The sequence below is a fragment of the Bradyrhizobium sp. Kon37 genome, assembly GCF_055807535.1.
In genome coordinates, this window is the sequence record NZ_JBVVOY010000041.1 from 1 (window position 1) to 17077 (window position 17077).

General features: G+C 63.1%; 19 protein-coding genes and 3 pseudogenes. 14 read left to right on the forward strand and 8 right to left on the reverse strand.

Annotated elements, in window-relative coordinates; translation table 11 throughout:
- The 4 genes and pseudogenes from ligD (AC0L3J_RS35615) to AC0L3J_RS35630 all read right to left on the reverse strand — a co-directional run.
- Nucleotides 1-762, reverse strand: a pseudogene (ligD, locus tag AC0L3J_RS35615) (non-homologous end-joining DNA ligase); the annotation flags it as partial.
- 13 nt (nt 763-775) lie between these two features.
- The gene (locus AC0L3J_RS35620) at nt 776-1300 is read right to left on the reverse strand and encodes an MOSC domain-containing protein (protein WP_473350191.1); all 525 of its coding nucleotides are present in this window, start codon (nt 1298-1300) and stop codon (nt 776-778) included.
- 38 nt (nt 1301-1338) lie between these two features.
- Nucleotides 1339-3018 carry a PHP domain-containing protein gene (locus tag AC0L3J_RS35625; protein WP_473350192.1) on the reverse strand — a complete coding sequence of 560 codons (1680 nt, stop codon included), beginning with the start codon at nt 3016-3018 and terminating at the stop codon, nt 1339-1341.
- Nucleotides 3019-3297, reverse strand: a complete 279-nt coding sequence (locus AC0L3J_RS35630; RefSeq protein WP_473350193.1) for a hypothetical protein — start codon at nt 3295-3297, stop codon at nt 3019-3021.
- A gap of 221 nt (nt 3298-3518) precedes the next feature.
- Between AC0L3J_RS35630 and ligD (AC0L3J_RS35635) the strand changes: the two genes are divergently transcribed.
- The 4 genes from ligD (AC0L3J_RS35635) to AC0L3J_RS35650 all read left to right on the forward strand — a co-directional run bounded on the left by ligD (AC0L3J_RS35635) (nt 3519) and on the right by AC0L3J_RS35650 (nt 5442).
- A complete protein-coding gene (gene ligD, locus AC0L3J_RS35635; protein WP_473350216.1) occupies nt 3519-4460 on the forward strand; it encodes a non-homologous end-joining DNA ligase in 942 nt (313 codons plus the stop codon).
- Nucleotides 4461-4495: 35 nt separating this feature from the next.
- Complete coding sequence (locus tag AC0L3J_RS35640; RefSeq protein WP_473350194.1) at nt 4496-4801, forward strand: hypothetical protein; 306 nt, start codon at nt 4496-4498, stop codon at nt 4799-4801.
- Nucleotides 4798-4968 carry a hypothetical protein gene (locus AC0L3J_RS35645; RefSeq protein WP_473350195.1) on the forward strand — a complete coding sequence of 57 codons (171 nt, stop codon included), beginning with the start codon at nt 4798-4800 and terminating at the stop codon, nt 4966-4968. Before AC0L3J_RS35640 ends, AC0L3J_RS35645 begins: the two co-directional genes overlap by 4 nt.
- Before the next feature lie 288 nt (nt 4969-5256).
- On the forward strand, nt 5257-5442 hold the full coding sequence (locus AC0L3J_RS35650; protein WP_473350196.1) for a DUF3606 domain-containing protein: 186 nt from the start codon (nt 5257-5259) through the stop codon (nt 5440-5442).
- A 29-nt stretch (nt 5443-5471) separates the two neighbouring features.
- Here the strand turns inward: AC0L3J_RS35650 and AC0L3J_RS35655 are convergent, their stop codons facing one another.
- Complete coding sequence (locus tag AC0L3J_RS35655) at nt 5472-6368, reverse strand: 3'-5' exonuclease (protein WP_473350197.1); 897 nt, start codon at nt 6366-6368, stop codon at nt 5472-5474.
- 520 nt (nt 6369-6888) lie between these two features.
- Here AC0L3J_RS35655 and AC0L3J_RS35660 point away from each other — a divergent pair.
- A pseudogene (locus AC0L3J_RS35660) lies at nt 6889-7114 on the forward strand (hypothetical protein).
- 27 nt (nt 7115-7141) lie between these two features.
- A complete protein-coding gene (locus AC0L3J_RS35665) occupies nt 7142-7387 on the forward strand; it encodes a hypothetical protein (RefSeq protein WP_473350198.1) in 246 nt (81 codons plus the stop codon).
- Between the two features lie 220 nt (nt 7388-7607).
- Here the strand turns inward: AC0L3J_RS35665 and AC0L3J_RS35670 are convergent, their stop codons facing one another.
- A complete protein-coding gene (locus AC0L3J_RS35670) occupies nt 7608-7799 on the reverse strand; it encodes a hypothetical protein (protein WP_473350199.1) in 192 nt (63 codons plus the stop codon).
- 285 nt (nt 7800-8084) lie between these two features.
- Between AC0L3J_RS35670 and AC0L3J_RS35675 the strand changes: the two genes are divergently transcribed.
- The 8 genes and pseudogenes from AC0L3J_RS35675 (at nt 8085) to AC0L3J_RS35710 (ending at nt 14755) form a co-directional block, all read left to right on the forward strand.
- Nucleotides 8085-8504, forward strand: a complete 420-nt coding sequence (locus tag AC0L3J_RS35675; RefSeq protein ID WP_473350217.1) for a CopG family transcriptional regulator — start codon at nt 8085-8087, stop codon at nt 8502-8504.
- A 4-nt stretch (nt 8505-8508) separates the two neighbouring features.
- On the forward strand, nt 8509-9708 hold the full coding sequence (locus AC0L3J_RS35680; protein WP_473350200.1) for an extracellular catalytic domain type 1 short-chain-length polyhydroxyalkanoate depolymerase: 1200 nt from the start codon (nt 8509-8511) through the stop codon (nt 9706-9708).
- A 254-nt stretch (nt 9709-9962) separates the two neighbouring features.
- Nucleotides 9963-10426: pseudogene (locus AC0L3J_RS35685) on the forward strand (hypothetical protein).
- Between the two features lie 251 nt (nt 10427-10677).
- Nucleotides 10678-11604, forward strand: a complete 927-nt coding sequence (gene ku, locus AC0L3J_RS35690) for a non-homologous end joining protein Ku (protein WP_473350201.1) — start codon at nt 10678-10680, stop codon at nt 11602-11604.
- Nucleotides 11601-11936 carry a hypothetical protein gene (locus AC0L3J_RS35695; RefSeq protein WP_473350202.1) on the forward strand — a complete coding sequence of 112 codons (336 nt, stop codon included), beginning with the start codon at nt 11601-11603 and terminating at the stop codon, nt 11934-11936. Before ku ends, AC0L3J_RS35695 begins: the two co-directional genes overlap by 4 nt.
- Nucleotides 11936-12598, forward strand: a complete 663-nt coding sequence (locus AC0L3J_RS35700; RefSeq protein WP_473350203.1) for an HAD family hydrolase — start codon at nt 11936-11938, stop codon at nt 12596-12598. Before AC0L3J_RS35695 ends, AC0L3J_RS35700 begins: the two co-directional genes overlap by 1 nt.
- A gap of 119 nt (nt 12599-12717) precedes the next feature.
- A complete protein-coding gene (locus AC0L3J_RS35705; RefSeq protein ID WP_473350204.1) occupies nt 12718-13419 on the forward strand; it encodes a GrlR family regulatory protein in 702 nt (233 codons plus the stop codon).
- 436 nt (nt 13420-13855) lie between these two features.
- Complete coding sequence (locus AC0L3J_RS35710) at nt 13856-14755, forward strand: hypothetical protein (protein WP_473350205.1); 900 nt, start codon at nt 13856-13858, stop codon at nt 14753-14755.
- Between the two features lie 302 nt (nt 14756-15057).
- Here the strand turns inward: AC0L3J_RS35710 and AC0L3J_RS35715 are convergent, their stop codons facing one another.
- Nucleotides 15058-16185: a PAS domain-containing sensor histidine kinase gene (locus AC0L3J_RS35715; RefSeq protein ID WP_473350206.1), complete on the reverse strand. Its 1128-nt coding sequence runs from the start codon at nt 16183-16185 to the stop codon at nt 15058-15060.
- Nucleotides 16185-16976, reverse strand: a complete 792-nt coding sequence (locus tag AC0L3J_RS35720; RefSeq protein ID WP_456766554.1) for an alpha/beta fold hydrolase — start codon at nt 16974-16976, stop codon at nt 16185-16187. Before AC0L3J_RS35720 ends, AC0L3J_RS35715 begins: the two co-directional genes overlap by 1 nt.
- Nucleotides 16977-17077: the final 101 nt, after the last annotated feature.

Sequence of the window (17077 nt, forward strand, 5' to 3'; positions counted from 1 at the left end):
GACTTGGCTGTCTTCAGCCTCACGAGCTTGCGGTGAAGCTCTTCGAGAACTTGGTGGCTGAAGCCGGTGCCGACGTGCCCGATGTACCGCCACCCGCCGTTTCCCGCACTGCCAGCGCGAGCGCGCCGAAGAAGGGCCGGGTCCGCCTCGGCGCCGTGAAGCCGGCGATCACGACCTCCTGCCGCTGCGCCGTCTTCACCTTCAGCCAGTCCGAGGTCCGGCGTCCGGACGCGTACGGACTGTCGGCGCGCTTGGCCATGATGCCTTCGAGATGCCTTTGCTCAGCTTCTGCGAAGAACTTCGTTCCGTTGCCTTTGCGGTGATTGCTGAATGCGATCAGCTTGTGGCGCGGCAAGATGGCTTTCAGCCGCTTCTTGCGCTCGAGGAGCGGCAACGCACGCAGATCCTCGCCGTCCGCGAACATGAGGTCGAACGCGCAGTACAAGAGCTTGGCCTCATGGCGCAGGGCGTTCTGTAGCAACTGGAAATGGGATGCGCCGTCCTTGCCGATGGCGACGAGCTCGCCATCGATCACGGCGTCCGCCTTCACTCCTTCGAGTGCTTTCGCGACCTCCAAATAGGAGTGGCTGATGATCTTCCCGTTGCGGCTGTAGAGCGCGACCCGGCCACGCCGGATTTCGCGACCATGCGCAAACCATCGAACTTGTCCTCGAAGACCCAATCGGGATCGTCGAACGGCGCATCCGTCAGCGTGGCCAGCATGGGCTGCAGGCGAAGAGGGAGGGTCGATTTTCGGGCCATGGCAGGGGGCTCGCTACAGGGCCGGCAGAGGCCGAAATGAGGAAGACGGGACGCGAACCCGCGCAATATCATCAGCCGCGACCGTCCCGCCGGCCCGTACCACGCCCAGCACCCCGGATTTGAATGGAGGGCCCGTTTCCGCCGACGAGAGCAGCCGCCGCTTGAGGCCAGCTCGGAAGCGGTCGATGAGGACGCAGGGAGTCCGGAGACCCGTCAGCTCGACGACCGCGGACCGCCCAAGCTCGATCAGGGTCCCGAGCGGCATCCGTTCGAGGTCCAGACCGGCGGTGGTGACGTTCTCGCCGAGCTCGCCCGCCCCAACCTTGGAGCCAGCTTGGAGGAGAGACGGGAAAAGTTCGGACGGGATCAGGTGGACCTGCCGGAGATTGGGCAGGCGGGGCCGGCGGCGTGCCAAATAGCGGTGCCTTACGAACGGGCCGGCGTGAGCGTCGCCTTCGACGCCGTGGCCTTCCACCAGGATTATGCGCTCCCGAGTTGGTTTGCTGAAGTGGTGCCCGCGATCGGTGGCGACTGCCACGACATTCCCCTCGAGTGCCAGATCGTACCCCTGGGGCATCAGGCGGCGCGGGCGAGCGAGCGCCGCTTCTGACGCAGGTAGCGCGTGAGCTCCGCGAGCGTCATCGCATTCAAGACCCGGTCGGCAGGGACACCGCCCTTGCGGGCCATCAGGACGCCCCAGTGCATGTGGTCGACTTCGGGGATCGAGTGCGCATCCGGATTGATGCTCATCATGCAGCCGAACTCGAGCGCCGCCTGGTGCCAGCGCCAGTCCAGGTCGAGCCGCCATGGATGGGCATTGATCTCGACGACGACGTCGTGTTTGGCGCAGGCCCGCAGCACCTTGTCGATATCGATCTCGTAACCGGGCCGGCGCTGAAGCTGGCGACCGGTCATGTGGCCGATGATGGTCGTATAAGGATTGGAAATAGCGCGAAGCAGGCGCTGCGTCTGCGCCTTGCGGTCCAGCTTGAAGCGCCCATGGATGCTGGCGACCACGAAATCGAAGCGCTCCAGAACGTCGTCGTCGTAGTCGAGCGACCCGTCCGCCAGGATGTCGGACTCGATACCCTTGAGGATCCGGAAGCCCTTGCCGAAGCGCTTGTTCAGTCGATCGGCTTCCCGGTGCTGCTGCGCGATCTCCTCAACGGAGAGGCCGCCGGCATAGTGAGCGGACTTGGAATGGTCCGCCACGCCGAAATACTCGAAGCCCCGCTGGCGCGTGGCCTTAGCCATGATCTCCAGCGTCTCCGTGCCGTCGGAGGCATCGGTGTGGCAGTGAAGGATGCCGCGCAGGTCCTGGTCGGTGACGAGCTTCGGGAGCTTGCCTTTCAGAGCCGCCTCGATCTCGCCGCGCCCCTCCCGGAGCTCAGGGTCGATGAAGGGCAGACCGAGGGCGCGGTAGATCTCAGCCTCTTCGCCGGCTATCAGCGTGCGGCCCTTGTGCAAGCCGTCGGCATCTAACCGCAGACCCTTCTCGGCGGCCAAGGCTTGAAGCTGCTCGATGTGGCCGGCGGAGCCGGTGGCGAAGAGAAGGGCGGCGCCGAAGTGCTTGCGGTCGGATACTCGGATTTGCAGCCCGTCGGCCGATGGTGTCGATGTCTTGTCCGGCTTGGCAGCCTCCGCAACGATCGCGAGATCGCCGACGAGTTCGCAGCCGCGGCGGAAATCGCCGGCGATCGTCACACGCTTTAGTTCGGGGCGGGACTTGCGGATCGAGTCCTTCGCATGCGCGAGCAACGCGGCGGCGCGGTGCAGGTGGAGGCGGCCTTCTCCGCTTTTGGCGATCGCGAGGTTCTGCAGGATCTTGGTCTGCAGCGCGGCGCCGAGTTCTTTCGCCTTTTTGATGCGGTCATCCTTGGCGGCAGCCTCCAACTCGGAGAGCGAGCCGATGCCGAGATCCTTGTACAGGCGCAGTACCTTCTCCGGACGAAGGCCGGGTACAGCGAGCATATCGAGCACGCCCGCGGGAATCTCTTTCCGCAGCTTTTCGAGGCTGGGATGACTGCCCGTCTTGTGAACCTTGGTGATGATGCCGGCGATGGCATCGCCGACACCCGGGATCTCAGTAAGCCGATCTTCGGCGACGAGCACGTCCAGAGGAACGGCCAGGGCCGCCAGGCTGTCGGCGGCCCGAGAGAAGGCTTTCGCCCGGTAGGGATTGCCGCCCCGCAAGGCGGTGCGCTGCGCGTACTCTCGCAGAAGACTTGCCACACCGCGCGCGTCGAGCGAAGGCATTCAGCCAGCCTCCCGGTCCGAGCTTTGCGGCGCCGCCGGAGCAAGGCGACCGCCGGAGCGGTCACTGGGACGGCGATCGAGAGAGGCCTCGAGCTTCTGGGCTGCGCGAAAGTCCTCAAGATGCTCGACATTGGGGCCGTAGGCAGCCTCCTTCTTGAGGAGATTGTAGATCCGGCCGGCCACCAGTTGCAGATGCTTCATCTTGCCCCGCGGCATGGATCTCGCTTTGCAGAGAGCCCGGAAGGCGTAGGCGCGAAAATAGTCGAATGCGTCTGACATGATGTCAGTAAACGCCGGCTCTCGCCGAGAGTTCGATGGGCTGAGACGACCGGAGCGCCCATCAGCGCCCGTCGGGCCTGGCGCAAATGCCGAAACCTTGCGAATAGTGCGGTCGCTGGAACTTCTCGCCGCCTTCGAAGTTGCGAGACTCATCGATTGAGGTAGGTAGACTGCCCGCCGTCGGCCCCAACCCGGCGGCGGTTTTTTGTGAGTTGAGTAGCGTGGCAAAGCGTACAAAGGCACCTCGAGCCGAAGCGCCGGAGGTTCCTACCATGCCGGGGTTCATCGGACCCCAGTCGGCGACCCTGAAGATGGAGGCACCTTCAGGATCTCGATGGATTCACGAAATCAAATACGACGGCTACCGCATCCAGCTCAGGATCGACGGAGACGATCGCCGGGCCTACACGCGCAACGGCTACAACTGGATCAACAAGTTCTCGAGGATCGCCGGCGCCTTCGACATCGAAGGACAGGCCATCGTCGACGGCGAGATCGTCGTCATCCATGATGGGCGCACGAACTTCTCAGAGCTACAGGCGGACCTCGGCAGAGGCGATCAGGATCGCTTGCTTTACTTCGCGTTCGACCTGCTCTGGCTGGACGGCAGAGATTTGCGCAAGGAGCCGCAGATCGAACGGAAGAGGCTGCTCAAGGAGCTGATCGAGGAGCACGACCTCAAGGAGCCCGTCCTCTATAGCGAGCACCACGAGGGGGACGGTCAAGCGCTGTTCGCCGCCGCCAGCAGGCTGAATTACGAAGGCATCGTCTCCAAGCGGGTGGATGCACCATATCGATCGGACCGGGTGGAGGCCTGGCAGAAGATTAAGGTCGTTCAGAAGGGCAAATTCCCCGTGGTCGGCTTCATCAAGGACCCCTCAGGAGTGGCCGCGCTCTATCTCGGCAAGAAGGAAGGCAAGAACCTCCTCTACATGGGCAAGGTGGGCACGGGCTGGAGTCGGACCACTTCCGCGCGGATCCGAGAGGCGCTCGACACCGTCGTGAGCCCGAAGCAGAAGCTGACGAAGTCCATCAGGAAGCCGAAGGCCACCTGGGTCGAACCCAAGTTCTACGCGGACATCGAGTATCGCGACATCACCTCCGAAGGCCTTCTGCGGGCAAGCTCGTTCAAGGGCCTGAGCAAAGGAACGCGCCGTTCATAGGGGCGTTTTCCTGCGGAGTATGTGGAGTACCGGTAATGAAGCCGGAAAGGCGAGTTGCGAAGGCCTTGGAAGACGCACAAGGCATCTTGGCCCGGCATGTCGAGCCCGGCCCCAGAAATTGCGAGCAAACCATAAACCAGCTGCTGGATGTGCTCGACGACGAAGCCGTCGTGCAAGCGCTCAGGGATTCGAAGATGGAAAAGCCCACCAAGGAACAACTCGACGAGCTCAAGAGGCTCAGCGCGATAGCGCGCGTGCCCGATGAATCGGAGATCGTGACCTCGAAGGAGGAGGCGGAGATCCGGATCCGCGATCTGAAGGACAAGGCGAGGATGGAATGATGCCTGACGAACCGATCAACGGCGTCGAGCCCGAGCGTTCCGAAGACGATATCCAGCGCGAACAGCTCGGTCCGCGCGGCGTACCCGGCCAGGAAAGCCCAGCGAAGATGACGCCGCAACGGCAAAAGAAGACGCCGAAGGATGTCGACCCCGGGCATCCCGCATGAATCCTATGGACACGTTCGATCTGGATCGTCCCTGTCGGGTACATGATGGGCTGAACGATCGGATGATCGAATGGAGTCCGCAGTGGGCCTCCATGCGAGCACGGCGTCCCATGCGATGGAGGCATCGTGGCTTGGGACGGTCTGCTTCTCGACGGATGGACTCTCATCACGCAGATGCACCACATCTGCGGCCATGAGCGAGCTATCGACAACCGGCACCATTCCTCGCCAAGGAACCCTGCGAATCCTTTCGGCGTTGCACTGACATAATCGCAAGAGGAGGACTCGATGGCTGCAGCAAAAAAGAAGACTGCGCGTGGACGTAAACAGGATAGGGCGCGGGTGGCCGGCGGGCAGAAATATGAAGTGGCGTATGAGGCCAAGAAGAGCGGCCGCTCGGCATCGGCGGTGAAGAAGGCGGTCAAGAAGGTCGGCAATTCTCGCAAGCGCGTCGAGAAGCGTCTCGGCCGTTGAGCCGGTGGGCTTGGAGCACGACCACCGCTTCAGATGCGGGCGGAGAACCGCGTAAAGGCGGTCAGCCTTTGCACGCTGGGCTCGACGTCCTGCATGTAGATCTGGGCCCTCAGGAAGGCGATCTCGTCGTCTAGGGCGGTCTCACAAACGTCGATGTACCAGCTCTTCGGACGACCATCGCTGCCGTCATTCCAACGGTAGCCCCGGCGCTTCAGGGAATCCTTGAGTTCGAATGCGGTCTGCTCCGCCCAGACCCGCACAGTTGGCTTGCGGGCGGTCTCCAACAGAAGCGCGAGCGCCGACGCCCGCGTCGTCGGAAGCTCGAACGCGAGAACCTCGAGCAGAGCGTGGCAGTCGTCCACGGCACGATGCGCCTGGTGGAAGAAGCCGGTGCCGTTCAGCAGATAGCCGAGCTGCGCGCCCGCGAAGCCGTGTTTGCGCCAGTCGATCTCGCTCATGCTGCAGCCCCAGGCCTTGTGCTCGAACACGGGCCAGTAACGCTCGACGAACTTCCTGTCGAAACCACTGTTATGCGCGATCGTGATCGCAGCGCTCTCGACGAAGGCGGACACGGCTGCTGGGTCGATCAGGTGACCGGCGACCATCTCCTCGGTGATCCCCGTGAGCGCCGTAACCTCCGCCGAAATGGGACCGCTCGGCTCGTTGAAGGCGGAGAACGTGTCGCGGACGCCGACGATCTGGCCATCGGACGTGTAGTCGAACTTGACCATTCCTAGCTCGATTATCTCGTCTCTGGCGTGGTCGAGGCCGGTCGTCTCGGTGTCCAGCAGGACGGCGGTCCGGGTCTCGCAGCCGGCCGGCGACGTGCAGAGCTGCCGGGGGACAAGCCTCCGCAGCACTCGGTAGTCGGCCGACCGGCTCAAAGCCTCTGCCATCGCGGCCAGGTTCGTCGAGTCCTGAAGCATCGATCTGGTTTGCCACGATCGGTCGCCCTGAGGTACCTGAAAAACAGGCGATTCACGGGCTTTTCGCTTCACATCCGACCGTTCGAGCCCCGCTGCGGGGCGCAGCGGCGCCCCGGACCAGCCAATACCCCGCGCGCTTGCGCTCGGCTCACTCAACCGATGGCGATTCTGCTCGGCAGGCGAGGAACGACATCACGGGCGCGTGGTTTGCCGGCGACGGGGCGCAGGTTGAGGAGCCGACACGATGCTGGAAACGAACGATCTACTGGTGAAATGTCCGAGGTGCGGAGCCTGGCCCATGGCGGTTACATCGGGAAAGGAAACGTTCGCGCAACGCGCGATCTCTTTCAAATGTCCGAAGTGCGGAAGCGAGGAGCAGGGTCGGCTCGGCCGTGCAGCCTTCTCGCATGTCTCGGCACCACGCGGCCTCGACGCGGCCTGAGGGGTATCTGCCTGGGTTCCTCGGAACGCGCCCGGATCCTGCGACTTGGTCCGGAACTACTGGAGAACGGAGACGATCATGAAAACAATTCTTGCCGCCACGTGCCTGCTCGCCCTTGCCTCGGTCTCGCCCGCAGAAGCGAAGGGCTGCATCAAGGGCGCCATCGTCGGAGGCGTAGCGGGCCACATGGCCGGACACGGCAAAACTCGGCGCCCTCGCAGGATGCGCGATCGGGCACCATGAGGCGAACAAACAGACGAACCCGAGCAACTCGAATGCCCAGGCGCCGTCGGGCCAGAAGTAGACGGGCCAAGCGTCAGGCGCGCGTCTCATGAAGATCCACTCTCATTCCGAGAGCCACATCGTGGAGCTCGAAGACGGCTCGAGCTGGCAAGTCTTCCCGGGTGACCTCGATCTGACACTCGACTGGAAGCCCGAGACCGATCTGACCGTGGTCGAAGCTGAAGATGATGTCGCCACCCATGAACTGGTGGGCGGTGGCGGGAAGGTGCGCGTGAGGCCCGCCGGCGAGAGCTGGCCCGCGAGGGACGTCAAGGACGCGCTGAAGGACGGCTGAAGCATTGGGGCTGCGGAGGGCAGCGAACTGCTCGGGGGAGCGGGTTGGAAGCGCCATGGAAGACGAGCAGACTCGATTGCTCGCGAAGGCTCAGAGGTGCCGGCCCCTTGCTGCATCCATCAGTGATCCGGAGACGGTCGAGCGGCTCACCGCCTCGCGGAGGAATACAAACGCCGAGCTGATGCTCAGCAGGGCCCGAAGGACGAGAAGGACTGAGTCCTCAGGCCTCTCCCGCGCCCGAGAAGAGCGCCGCCGGTGGAGTTGCGCGGGGCGGAGGTGTTCGTCCGTAGCTCGTTCCGCTGCCCTTGAGATCGTACCTCTTGGCGAGATCGAGCAGCCGCCGCCGGGTGAACGGGTCTGCCTTCTCGGCGAGATCGCGCGCCCGCTGCGCGACCCTGTAGAACTCTTCCACGACGCCACCCCCGCAACATCACTGAAAGTCCGATTTCAATATCGGGCGGCGGAGGGGTCAAGAGCTGAGCAGGTTGCCGACAACTTTCCGCACTGTTGCCCAGCGGGAGAACTCAGCCGGCGGGCCGCAGGGAAAATCCGATGGCATCCACCCCGCCCGCGGGATCGCATCGGTAGGCGCGCAGCAGGCGGAGAAACATCTTGCTTGCTTGGCCTTGAAGCGGTGCTCCAAACATCCATTTATCAGCCAACTGCCATCCATAGGGATGGTGGATGCGGATATGCCATGGCTGACAATGTACGTGAATTGCGATCCCGGACCCCGGATACGGAGAAGATCACGATCAACCTAGGCTATGTCGATCTCGGCCAGGTCGATCTCATGGTGCAGGAAGGGTTCTACTCGAACCGCACCGATTTCATCCGGACCGCGATCCGCAACCAGCTCGAGCGGCACGCGGACGTGGTCAAGCAGTCAACGGCCCGCAAAAGCCTGGACCTGGGGCTGCGCAATTATGCCCGCGTCGATCTCGAACGAGCGCAGCGCGCCGGAGAGATGCTGCACATTAACGTTCTGGGCCTTGCGACCATCGACCAAGACGTCACGCCTGAGCTGGCACGCGCCACAATCGCCTCGGTTTCGGTGCTCGGCGCCCTGCATGCCACTCCCGCGGTCAAGGCCGCTCTCGCCGACCGAACAAGGTGAAACGATGCTGAATCCAGCCATGGTCCGCGAAGCGACCCGCCTCACACGCGCCGGCCAACTGGTCGAGGCCACTGCCTTGCTGCAGCGAATGCTGCGCGGCGACGGCGGCCCCGTAGCGACCAGGGGAAATGCTGCGCCTATCGAGCGTGCGAGCCTTGAGCCGCCGACACTCGAGCTGAAGGCCAACGTTGTCCAAGAGAGGGAGAGCGGGCTGTCCTCACAAGCCACCCCTGCCAAACGACACAAAGCCCCCTCGCCCCTCGGCGCCATGAAAGACCTTTCCGGTTTCAGCCTGCCAGGTCCGGTCAGGCGAGCGCCACTGTCCAAGGCGGATGTTGCACCGGACGGCACAAGGTTCGTCGCTGCCACCTTCAGCAACGCGGCGGGAAGTCGGACCTACAAGCTGTTCATCCCCAGCCGCATTGATGGAGGACCGCGTCCCCTCATCGTCATGCTTCACGGCTGCACCCAGTCACCGGACGATTTCGCCGCCGGCACCCGGATGAATTTTCTGGCGGACGAGCGGAATTGCTTCGTCGTCTATCCGGAGCAGCCACGCGGTGCCAACCATGCGAAATGCTGGAACTGGTTTCGCACGGGGGACCAGCAGCGGGATGGCGGTGAGCCTTCGCTGATCGCCGGGATCACCCGCCAGATCATGCGGGAGCATCCTATCGATCCCAAGCGCGTCTACGTCGCAGGCCTGTCGGCCGGCGGGGCCGCCGCGGCCATCATGGGCGCGACGTACCCCGACCTATACGCCGCCGTCGGCATCCACTCCGGCCTGGCCTGCGGGGCTGCCAGCGACCTTCCGTCCGCACTAGCCGCTATGCGGCACGGCAGCGCTGGACCAATCGGGACGGCTGGCGCGTCGGTGCCGACCATCGTCTTCCATGGCGATCGCGACACCACGGTGCATCCGAGCAATGCTGACCGGATTCTCCGTTGGCCAGGCGAAGATGCGAGCCTGAGGACGAAGATTCTTCGCGGGCGAGTACCTGAGGGGCACGCATATACCCGCACCATCCTCACCGATGGAGGTGGCTTGGACATGTCCGAGCACTGGAGCGTTCACGGGGCCGCCCATGCCTGGTCGGGAGGTAGTCCTGCCGGGTCCTACACAGATCCGCGGGGGCCGGACGCGACCAGGGAGATGCTGCGTTTCTTCCTCGAGCATTCGCATGCAAGCTTCACGCGAAGATAGCGGCGGCCTGAATGTCCAGTGGCAGATGGCCGCTCCCACGAGCGCTGTTCGACGAAGCTTGTCTACTCAGGAACCGGAGGAGGTATCACCGTCGCCTTCCAGGGTCTTGCGGCGGACGAGACCGGACTGACCTCGTCCCAATGGCATCCACGACGAAAACGAGTAGCTCGCGCGCTTTCGGTCGACAGCAACAGGCGTCTGGAACGTAATTGACGTGCCGGCTTTTTGCTCCGTGATAGTCGGAGGGAAGTGCGATGAAATCGATGAGCGCTCTCGCATTGGCACTTGTTGTCTCGACAGCAACGGTCTCGGCGCAGCCGGTGCGATGGACCAAGTACACCATTCCCCAGACCGGCACCTCGATGGATTTTCCATCGTCGATCTTTACGGAAGAGGCTGGCCGACCCGACGGCTACGGGCAGCGGTTCCGAACCGCCGACGGGCGTGCTGATATCACGATCCAGGCGGCGCCTAACGTCGAGAACGATTCACCCGCGGCCTTTCTCGCCAAAAAGCATCCGCCTTCACGCATTCAGTACAAGCGAGTGACACCACGGTTCTTTGCGGTCTCCAGCTACAGGGGCGACAAGGTTTGGTATAACGCTGCAACTTCTCGGGGCGGCTGATCCATTGCGTGTTGATCGACTATCCCGCAGAGGAAGAGCACGCCTGGGACAACATCGTCACTCGCATGAGTCTGTCCCTCAGCGGAAGATAGTTGCCTTGCAAGGCCGGGCAGAACATCTCCGCGCGTCCCTTCACAAGGTGCGGAACGCCCGCAAACTTGCGGTCACGGTCCCGGAAATGGCTGGTCCGGATGCCTGAGTTTGGTCTCCTAGGGCCACCGTGTCAGCCCGGGACGCTGACCGGGAATCGTTCAATTTGCGGTGGACACCTCGGGCGGTGTCGGAACTGTGTCGCGCCGTTCGTCTTAAGTCCAAGTCCCCTTACCTGGAGCGTTGCGTAATCATGGCCCCCCGCGCGAACTGGAAAGGCTTCCTTCGGCTGTCTCTAGTCACCTGTCCGGTGGCGCTCTACCCGGCGACGTCGGAGAGCGAGAAGATCTCCTTCAACCAGCTCAACCGGCAGACCGGCCATCGTATCAAGTACCTGAAGGTGGACGCTGACACCGGCGACGAGGTCCCCAACGAGGACATCGTGAAGGGCTACGAGCTCGAGAAGGGCCAGTACATCGAGGTCTCCAAGGAGGAGCTCGAGGAGATCGCGCTGGAGTCGACCCGGACCATCGAGATCGACGAGTTCGTCTCCCGCAGCGACATCGATCCGCGCTATCTGATTAGGCCCTACTACATCCGTCCAGACGGCAAGGTCGGGCACGACGCCTTCGCCGTGATCCGCGAGACCATTCGCGAAATGGACAAGGTCGCCATCTGCCGGGTCGTGCTGACCAACCGCGAACACATCATCGCACTGGAGCCGATGGACAAGGGTCTTGTCGGCACGCTGCTCCGGTATCCGTACGAAGTGCGCAGCGAGCAGGAGTATTTCGACGAGATTCAGGATGTGAAGGTCACGAAGGACATGCTCGATCTCGCCAGGCACATCGTGAACCAGAAAGCGGGCAGCTTCGAGCCGGAGAAGTTCGAGGACCACTACGAGTCCGCGCTGATCGACCTCATCAACCAGAAGCGCGCCGGCAAGGCGATCACGCCGAAGGACAAGCCGGCGGCGACCAACGTGGTCAACCTGATGGAGGCGCTGCGTCGGAGCGTGGGTCAGGAGGCCGCGCCGGCGAAGGCGAGCAAGGCCGCCAAGAAGCCGCGGAAGGCGGCGGCCGGCCAGAAGGAGATGCTGATGCCGATCGCCGGCAAAAAGCCGGCCAAGGAGGCCGCGGCCAAGAAGCCTGCCTCGGGGGCCCGGCGGAAGTCGGCATGAAGTATCCGGTGACTCCGGATGGACGGTACTTCGTCGTCCGCGGTCGGCTGTGGCGGATGTCCAATCCGGACTTGGATGAGGCCGAGAGATCGAAGCTGACGAAGCGGTTGATGACCGCCAGGCGAGCGGTTCGGGACGCGAAGGCCAGCGAAGATCCGGAAGCTGAGGCGGCGGCCCATCGCGCCGTGGATGAAGCCAAGAGAACCCTCGGCGAACGCGGTCCCGTCTGGTGGACTGATGGATCGCCGGATCTCAACCGCCACATGGCGAAGAACACGCTGTACGCTGAATGGTACGCGAAGCTAGGGCAGGCGCGCCCAGGAGAGACATGATGCCAAAGGCAGCCATCTTCGACATCGACGGGACCCTGATAGATTCGGTCGATCTGCATGCGCTTGCCTGGCACGAAGCAATGGTCAAGTTCGGCCATGACGTGAGCTTCGAGCAGGCCCGGGGCCAGATCGGCAAAGGCGGCGACAAACTGATTCCGCACTTTCTGACCGACGACGCGCAGCGGGACCACGGCAAGGATCTGGAGGAATGGCGCGGCCGACGGTTCAAGAGCGAATATCTGCCGTTGGTGCGCCCATTCACCGCGGTCCCGGACCTCCTCAGGCGCGTTCGCGACGCCGGCGTCCGGATCGCCGTCGGTTCGTCGGCCAAGAAGGACGAGGTCGCCGAGTACCTCGACATCGCGCGGGTCACCGATCTGATCGAGGTCACCGCCTCGTCAGAAGACGCCGAGGAGTCCAAGCCGGCGCCGGACATCTTCGAGGTCGTGCTCCGGAAACTGAAACTCGAAGGTGCCGACGCTGTCGCCATCGGAGACACGCCGTACGATGCGGAAGCGGCAGGGAAAGCCGGTATCCGTACGATCGGCGTTCTCTGTGGCGGGTTCACGGAGCAGTCGCTGCGACAAACCGGATGCCTCGAGGTGTATTCCGGGCCGGCCGGCCTGCTTGCCTGCTTCGAGGATTCGCTCCTAGCAAGATGAGTCCCATCCGAAAAGGCATGATCAACGCGAGCCTCGAAGCGGCAATTTGCTCTTGAGTTACCAGCCGCCTTTTCGCGTACCATCTGACCGGCTATATACGTACGCACAGCGGGGTTAGGATGTTGTTCGACGGGTTGTACAAATGCGAGTATCGCGCTGGCCCCGTGCTGAACCGTAGCGTCATGCATGTCCGCGGTGGCCGCATGCTGGGGGGAAACTCGGCTTTCGCTCACGTCGGAAGCTACGAAGAGATCGATGGCGTGATCGTCGGTCGCGTAGCCGGACAGCGCCATGCCATGAATCCCGAGGTGCGGCAGCTCTATGGTGCGGACGATGACGAACTGATCCTGCGCGGCCGTGCGGTTGGCGATTCCTATCACTTCGACGCCTCTCCGGTCCGGCTCCCTGATCAAGTGATGCATTCCGTGATGACCAGCTTGGATGAGGAGTCGTTGCCGCCGCCAGGAAAGGTCGGCAACGGCGGCATCCCAAATGGCCTTTACGGGCTGCGCATCCGCGCGCTGGATGGGATTGACGGCGGACTGACCGGTGTGATGCTGCTGGAGGACGGCCGCATGCTGGGTGGAGACGCCTTCTTCTACTATCTCGGCTCTTACTCCTCTGCAGATAACCGCTGGCGCGGTGAAATCGTCAACCAGGAACACACGGCGGCTCGCGACGCGATCTTCGGGGGGTACGAAGTGGGCATTGGCTTTTCGGGCAGCTGCGAGGCCAACGGCGCGATTTGGGAGGCGACGGCGCTCGCCGGAAAACGAAGTTTCCGGCTGGCGGCCGAGATGAAGCTCCTGCACAGGATCTGATCGAGACTTCAGTTCGTGCTCGGGTGAGGGCCACTGCAGCCTAAGATCAACAAAGTCAGCGACCCAGTAGAGCTTAAGTACGGATCGCTTTGGCCAAGCAAAGGGTGGCTCCGAGCAGCTGCGCATAGGAACGGCCGCGGCACCGTGCGGGTGGTGCTGGTTCAATTGAAAATGCGCCGATGCATTTGGACCGACGAGCAGATAGCCGGAGAAGGATCTCCGCAGGATCGGTCTTGATCTCGGTTCTGGCCTGTTGGGCGGGATTGCTGATCCTCCACGCGCCCAATTGTGACGAGTTCGAGCACATCTCGCCTGGCGGCGCTCCATGATCATACAGACGGTCGAGATCATCGCAGGAATTGGCCTGGTCGTCCTCGCCCTTCGCGATGTATTCGATACGGTGGTAGTGCCCGGTGAGAGCCGAGGCGCGCTCCGGGTGGCGCGACGGCTGCTCGCCATCATGCTCCCGATTTGGAAGTGGGCCCGCCGCGGCAAGAGCGGGGTCTCCACCAGCTTTGCGCCGGCGATCCTCATGGGCTCCTTCCTGATCTGGATGGTGCTTATGTGGCTGGGCTTCGGCCTGATCGCGCATGCGCTGGGCGGTTGGTTCGCGCCGCCAGCCGATTTCCAGGAGGCACTGTTCATCGTCGGAAGCGCGTTGTGCACGGTGGGACTGAGCGGCATCGAGGCCCACGGTCCGGCCCGCTGGGCCCTCGTCTTAGCCGGCCTTTCGGGCCTTTCGGTCCTGACGATGGCCGTCACATACCTGCTCCAGGTGCAAGAAGGCATTTCCCGCCGCGATGCCGGAATTCTCAAACTTACGACGGCTGCGGGTCAGCCGCCCTCGGCTCTGGGACTGCTGGAGCGTTATGCTGACCTCGACTCTCCGGAGGAGATCAGGCGCGTGCTTTACAGGGGACGGGATTGGTGCGCCACCGTCCTGCAGAGCCATGCTTCCCATCCATCGCTGATCTACTTCCGATCCGTCGGCGTGGGCTCGGGCTGGCCTGCAACGCTCGGAGCCATGATGGACCTCGCACTGATGTTCGAACTGCTGATCGAGGATCGCGAGAGCCGAGCGCTTGCGATCCTGCTCCGAAGCGAAGGATTGCGGCTGATCGACGATCTGAATGGACTGATCGGCCTTGAGGCAGAATCTGACGACACCAGTGCTGCGGCAGTTCCACGGGTGTGCGCCCGCTTGACGGCGGCTGGCTACAAGTTGCGTTCGTCGGTGGACGCAGCGGAGTTCGCGGAGCAGCGGCGAAAGCACGCTGGCCGGGTACGCGCCGCTGCTGAGCATCTTGGCACCACGGCGGCGCCGCTGATCCCTTGATCGACTGCGGCATCGGAACGTGGATTGTCCGTGCGGCGGACCGGCACTCGGGAGAGGTATCGCCGGTCGAATTCAGCACTTCGCGGACCGCTTGATCTCGGGACATGCCGCTTGGCGGCCTGTCGCCTTGAAAAAACCAACGCGCGCTCGCGTACCTGCGGATCGTAGCGGTCCTTCGCCCCAGCCATGCTCCTCGCATTCCTGGATGGCGCCGATCGCCCCGTGCACTTGGATGGCCTGGCCAAAACCGCAGCGTCTAGACAGCCGACCTTCTTTCCTCGAAACGCACTGACCAGAAATGTTCACACGCCTTGAAGAGGCATGGAAAACGTGAACCGGGTCTCGTCCGAAGTCGAGGTCACGGTCAACTTGCCTTTGTGAGCCTCTGCGATCTGCGACGCGATATAGAGGCCCAACCCGAGACCCTGTCGACTGGCGCGCGCCTTTCCGCGAAAGAACGGCTCGAACAGCTTGTCCATCGCCTCCGGCGGGATGACATCGCCTGCGTTGGAGACCCAAAGTTCGAACGTGGTCGCGGTCGTCTCGGCATGGACCACGACAGGCTTGTTCGAGGAACCGTGCGTAAGCGCATTGCCCACCAGGTTGGATAGAAGCTGACCGATCCTGGTGCGGTCGCAATTCACGGGTCGGTCGATCTCGAATTCGGCTTCGATCACCCGGCCGGGCGTTGCCAATCTGAGCTCGTCGACGACTTGAGCGAGGGTGCGTTCAAGCGGTTCGGCCGTGTTGCGGTCAAGAGATATTCCGCCGCCGAGCCGGCCGCGCGCAAAATCGAGCACGTCGTCGATCAGCGCGGACATCCGCATCACGGTCGTCTGCATCATCGCGATGATCTGGCGCTCCTTCTCGCTCTGGACGGTGCGGTCCAGGATGCGGGCCCCGGCGCTGATCGAGGCAAGCGGATTGCGGAGGTCGTGGCCCAGGACCGCAATGAACTGCTCGCGCAACTCAGAGGCCTCGTTCTCGCGCTGCAGCCGTTCCTCAATCGCCTTCTCGGCTGCCTTCGCCAATTCGCGCGCCGCGAGCAGCTCCTGTTCGTACCGCCGCCGATCGGTCGCCTTGATTAGTGCGAGCCTTATCAGCAGCAGCTTGCCGTCAGCATCCCGGCGCTCGTTGGCGTTCGCGATCATCTGCAGCGGGGTATCGTCCGCGGCAAGCATGTCGATAGCGAATTCCTGAAAGGACCCCTGCATACGCAAAAGCGGCGCGATGTGGGTTTCGTAGTAGATGCGGCCCGGCATGGTCAGGAAATCGCTGAAGCGTTTCCCGATCATCTGCTCGGCCGAACGTCCGCTCCAGTCCAGGAACGTCCGGTTCACCTGATCTACGCGCCCGTTCGCCTGCAGGGTGATGTAGCCGCAGGGTGCATTCTCGATCAGATCCTGGAAGTCGGGAGCGGAGTCGTCCACTAGACAAAGGTCCGCATCGCATCGACGACTTCGTCCGGCGCGCTGAGGTTGGGACAATGGCCGGTCGCCTTCAGAACGATCATCCGGCTTTTTGGAATGCTGCGGTTCACGTAATCGCCTACCTCCTGCGATGCGATGATGTCCTCGCTACACTGCAGGACCAGGGTCGGAACGCTGACGAACGGAAGATCCTTGCGGTTGTCGGAAGTGAAGGTCACGCGGGCGAATGCCTTTGCGATCTCGGGATCCGTTCGGCAGAAGCTGTTGGTGAGCTCGGCTCCAAGCTCTGGGCGATCCGGATTGCCCATGATCGCCGGCGCCATCTGCGCGGACCAGCCCATATGGTTGGATTCCAGAAACTGGAGGAGCTCCTCGATCTGCTTTGCGCTGAACCCGCCCACATAGCCTTCGTCGTCGATGTAACGAGCGGAGGGGCCGATGAGCACCAGCTTGCCGAACATGCCGGGCGCCTTCTGAGCGGCGAGCACCCCGATCATGCCGCTGACCGAATGACCGACGAAGACGGCGTCCTGGAGATCTAGCTCGCGGCCGATTTCCACCACGTCGTCCGCATACCCACCCAGGCTGGAATACTTGCTCCGGTCGTACGCCGACAGATCGGAGCCGCCGGCGCCCACGTGGTCGAACACGACCGTTCTGAAGTCCTTCTCGAAGGCTGGCGCCACGAACCGCCACATGTTCTGGTCGCAGCCGAAACCGTGAGCGAACATCATCGCCCTGCTTCCGGCTCCCCGGACGTGGACATTGTTTCGTTCGATCACGCCCGCCATCCGTAGCCTCTTCTTTTTTCCGCGAGGTTCTTGTGATCGTAGTCGCGGCCGCGTGGCTCGCCAACCGATCTCTTCCTAGACCGGCCGGAGAATCCGGGGTC

Bases quoted from the DNA above. Each gene is read 5' to 3' on its own strand.
- AC0L3J_RS35625 (WP_473350192.1), bottom strand. From the start codon at position 3,018: ATGCCTTCGCTCGACGCGCGCGGTGTGGCAAGTCTTCTGCGAGAGTAC.
- AC0L3J_RS35630 (WP_473350193.1), bottom strand. From the start codon at position 3,297: ATGTCAGACGCATTCGACTATTTTCGCGCCTACGCCTTCCGGGCTCTC.
- AC0L3J_RS35640 (WP_473350194.1), top strand. From the start codon at position 4,496: ATGAAGCCGGAAAGGCGAGTTGCGAAGGCCTTGGAAGACGCACAAGGC.
- AC0L3J_RS35645 (WP_473350195.1), top strand. From the start codon at position 4,798: ATGATGCCTGACGAACCGATCAACGGCGTCGAGCCCGAGCGTTCCGAA.
- AC0L3J_RS35650 (WP_473350196.1), top strand. From the start codon at position 5,257: ATGGCTGCAGCAAAAAAGAAGACTGCGCGTGGACGTAAACAGGATAGG.
- AC0L3J_RS35655 (WP_473350197.1), bottom strand. From the start codon at position 6,368: ATGCTTCAGGACTCGACGAACCTGGCCGCGATGGCAGAGGCTTTGAGC.
- AC0L3J_RS35665 (WP_473350198.1), top strand. From the start codon at position 7,142: ATGAAGATCCACTCTCATTCCGAGAGCCACATCGTGGAGCTCGAAGAC.
- AC0L3J_RS35675 (WP_473350217.1), top strand. From the start codon at position 8,085: ATGGCTGACAATGTACGTGAATTGCGATCCCGGACCCCGGATACGGAG.
- AC0L3J_RS35680 (WP_473350200.1), top strand. From the start codon at position 8,509: ATGCTGAATCCAGCCATGGTCCGCGAAGCGACCCGCCTCACACGCGCC.
- ku (WP_473350201.1), top strand. From the start codon at position 10,678: ATGGCCCCCCGCGCGAACTGGAAAGGCTTCCTTCGGCTGTCTCTAGTC.
- AC0L3J_RS35695 (WP_473350202.1), top strand. From the start codon at position 11,601: ATGAAGTATCCGGTGACTCCGGATGGACGGTACTTCGTCGTCCGCGGT.
- AC0L3J_RS35700 (WP_473350203.1), top strand. From the start codon at position 11,936: ATGCCAAAGGCAGCCATCTTCGACATCGACGGGACCCTGATAGATTCG.
- AC0L3J_RS35705 (WP_473350204.1), top strand. From the start codon at position 12,718: ATGTTGTTCGACGGGTTGTACAAATGCGAGTATCGCGCTGGCCCCGTG.
- AC0L3J_RS35720 (WP_456766554.1), bottom strand. From the start codon at position 16,976: ATGGCGGGCGTGATCGAACGAAACAATGTCCACGTCCGGGGAGCCGGA.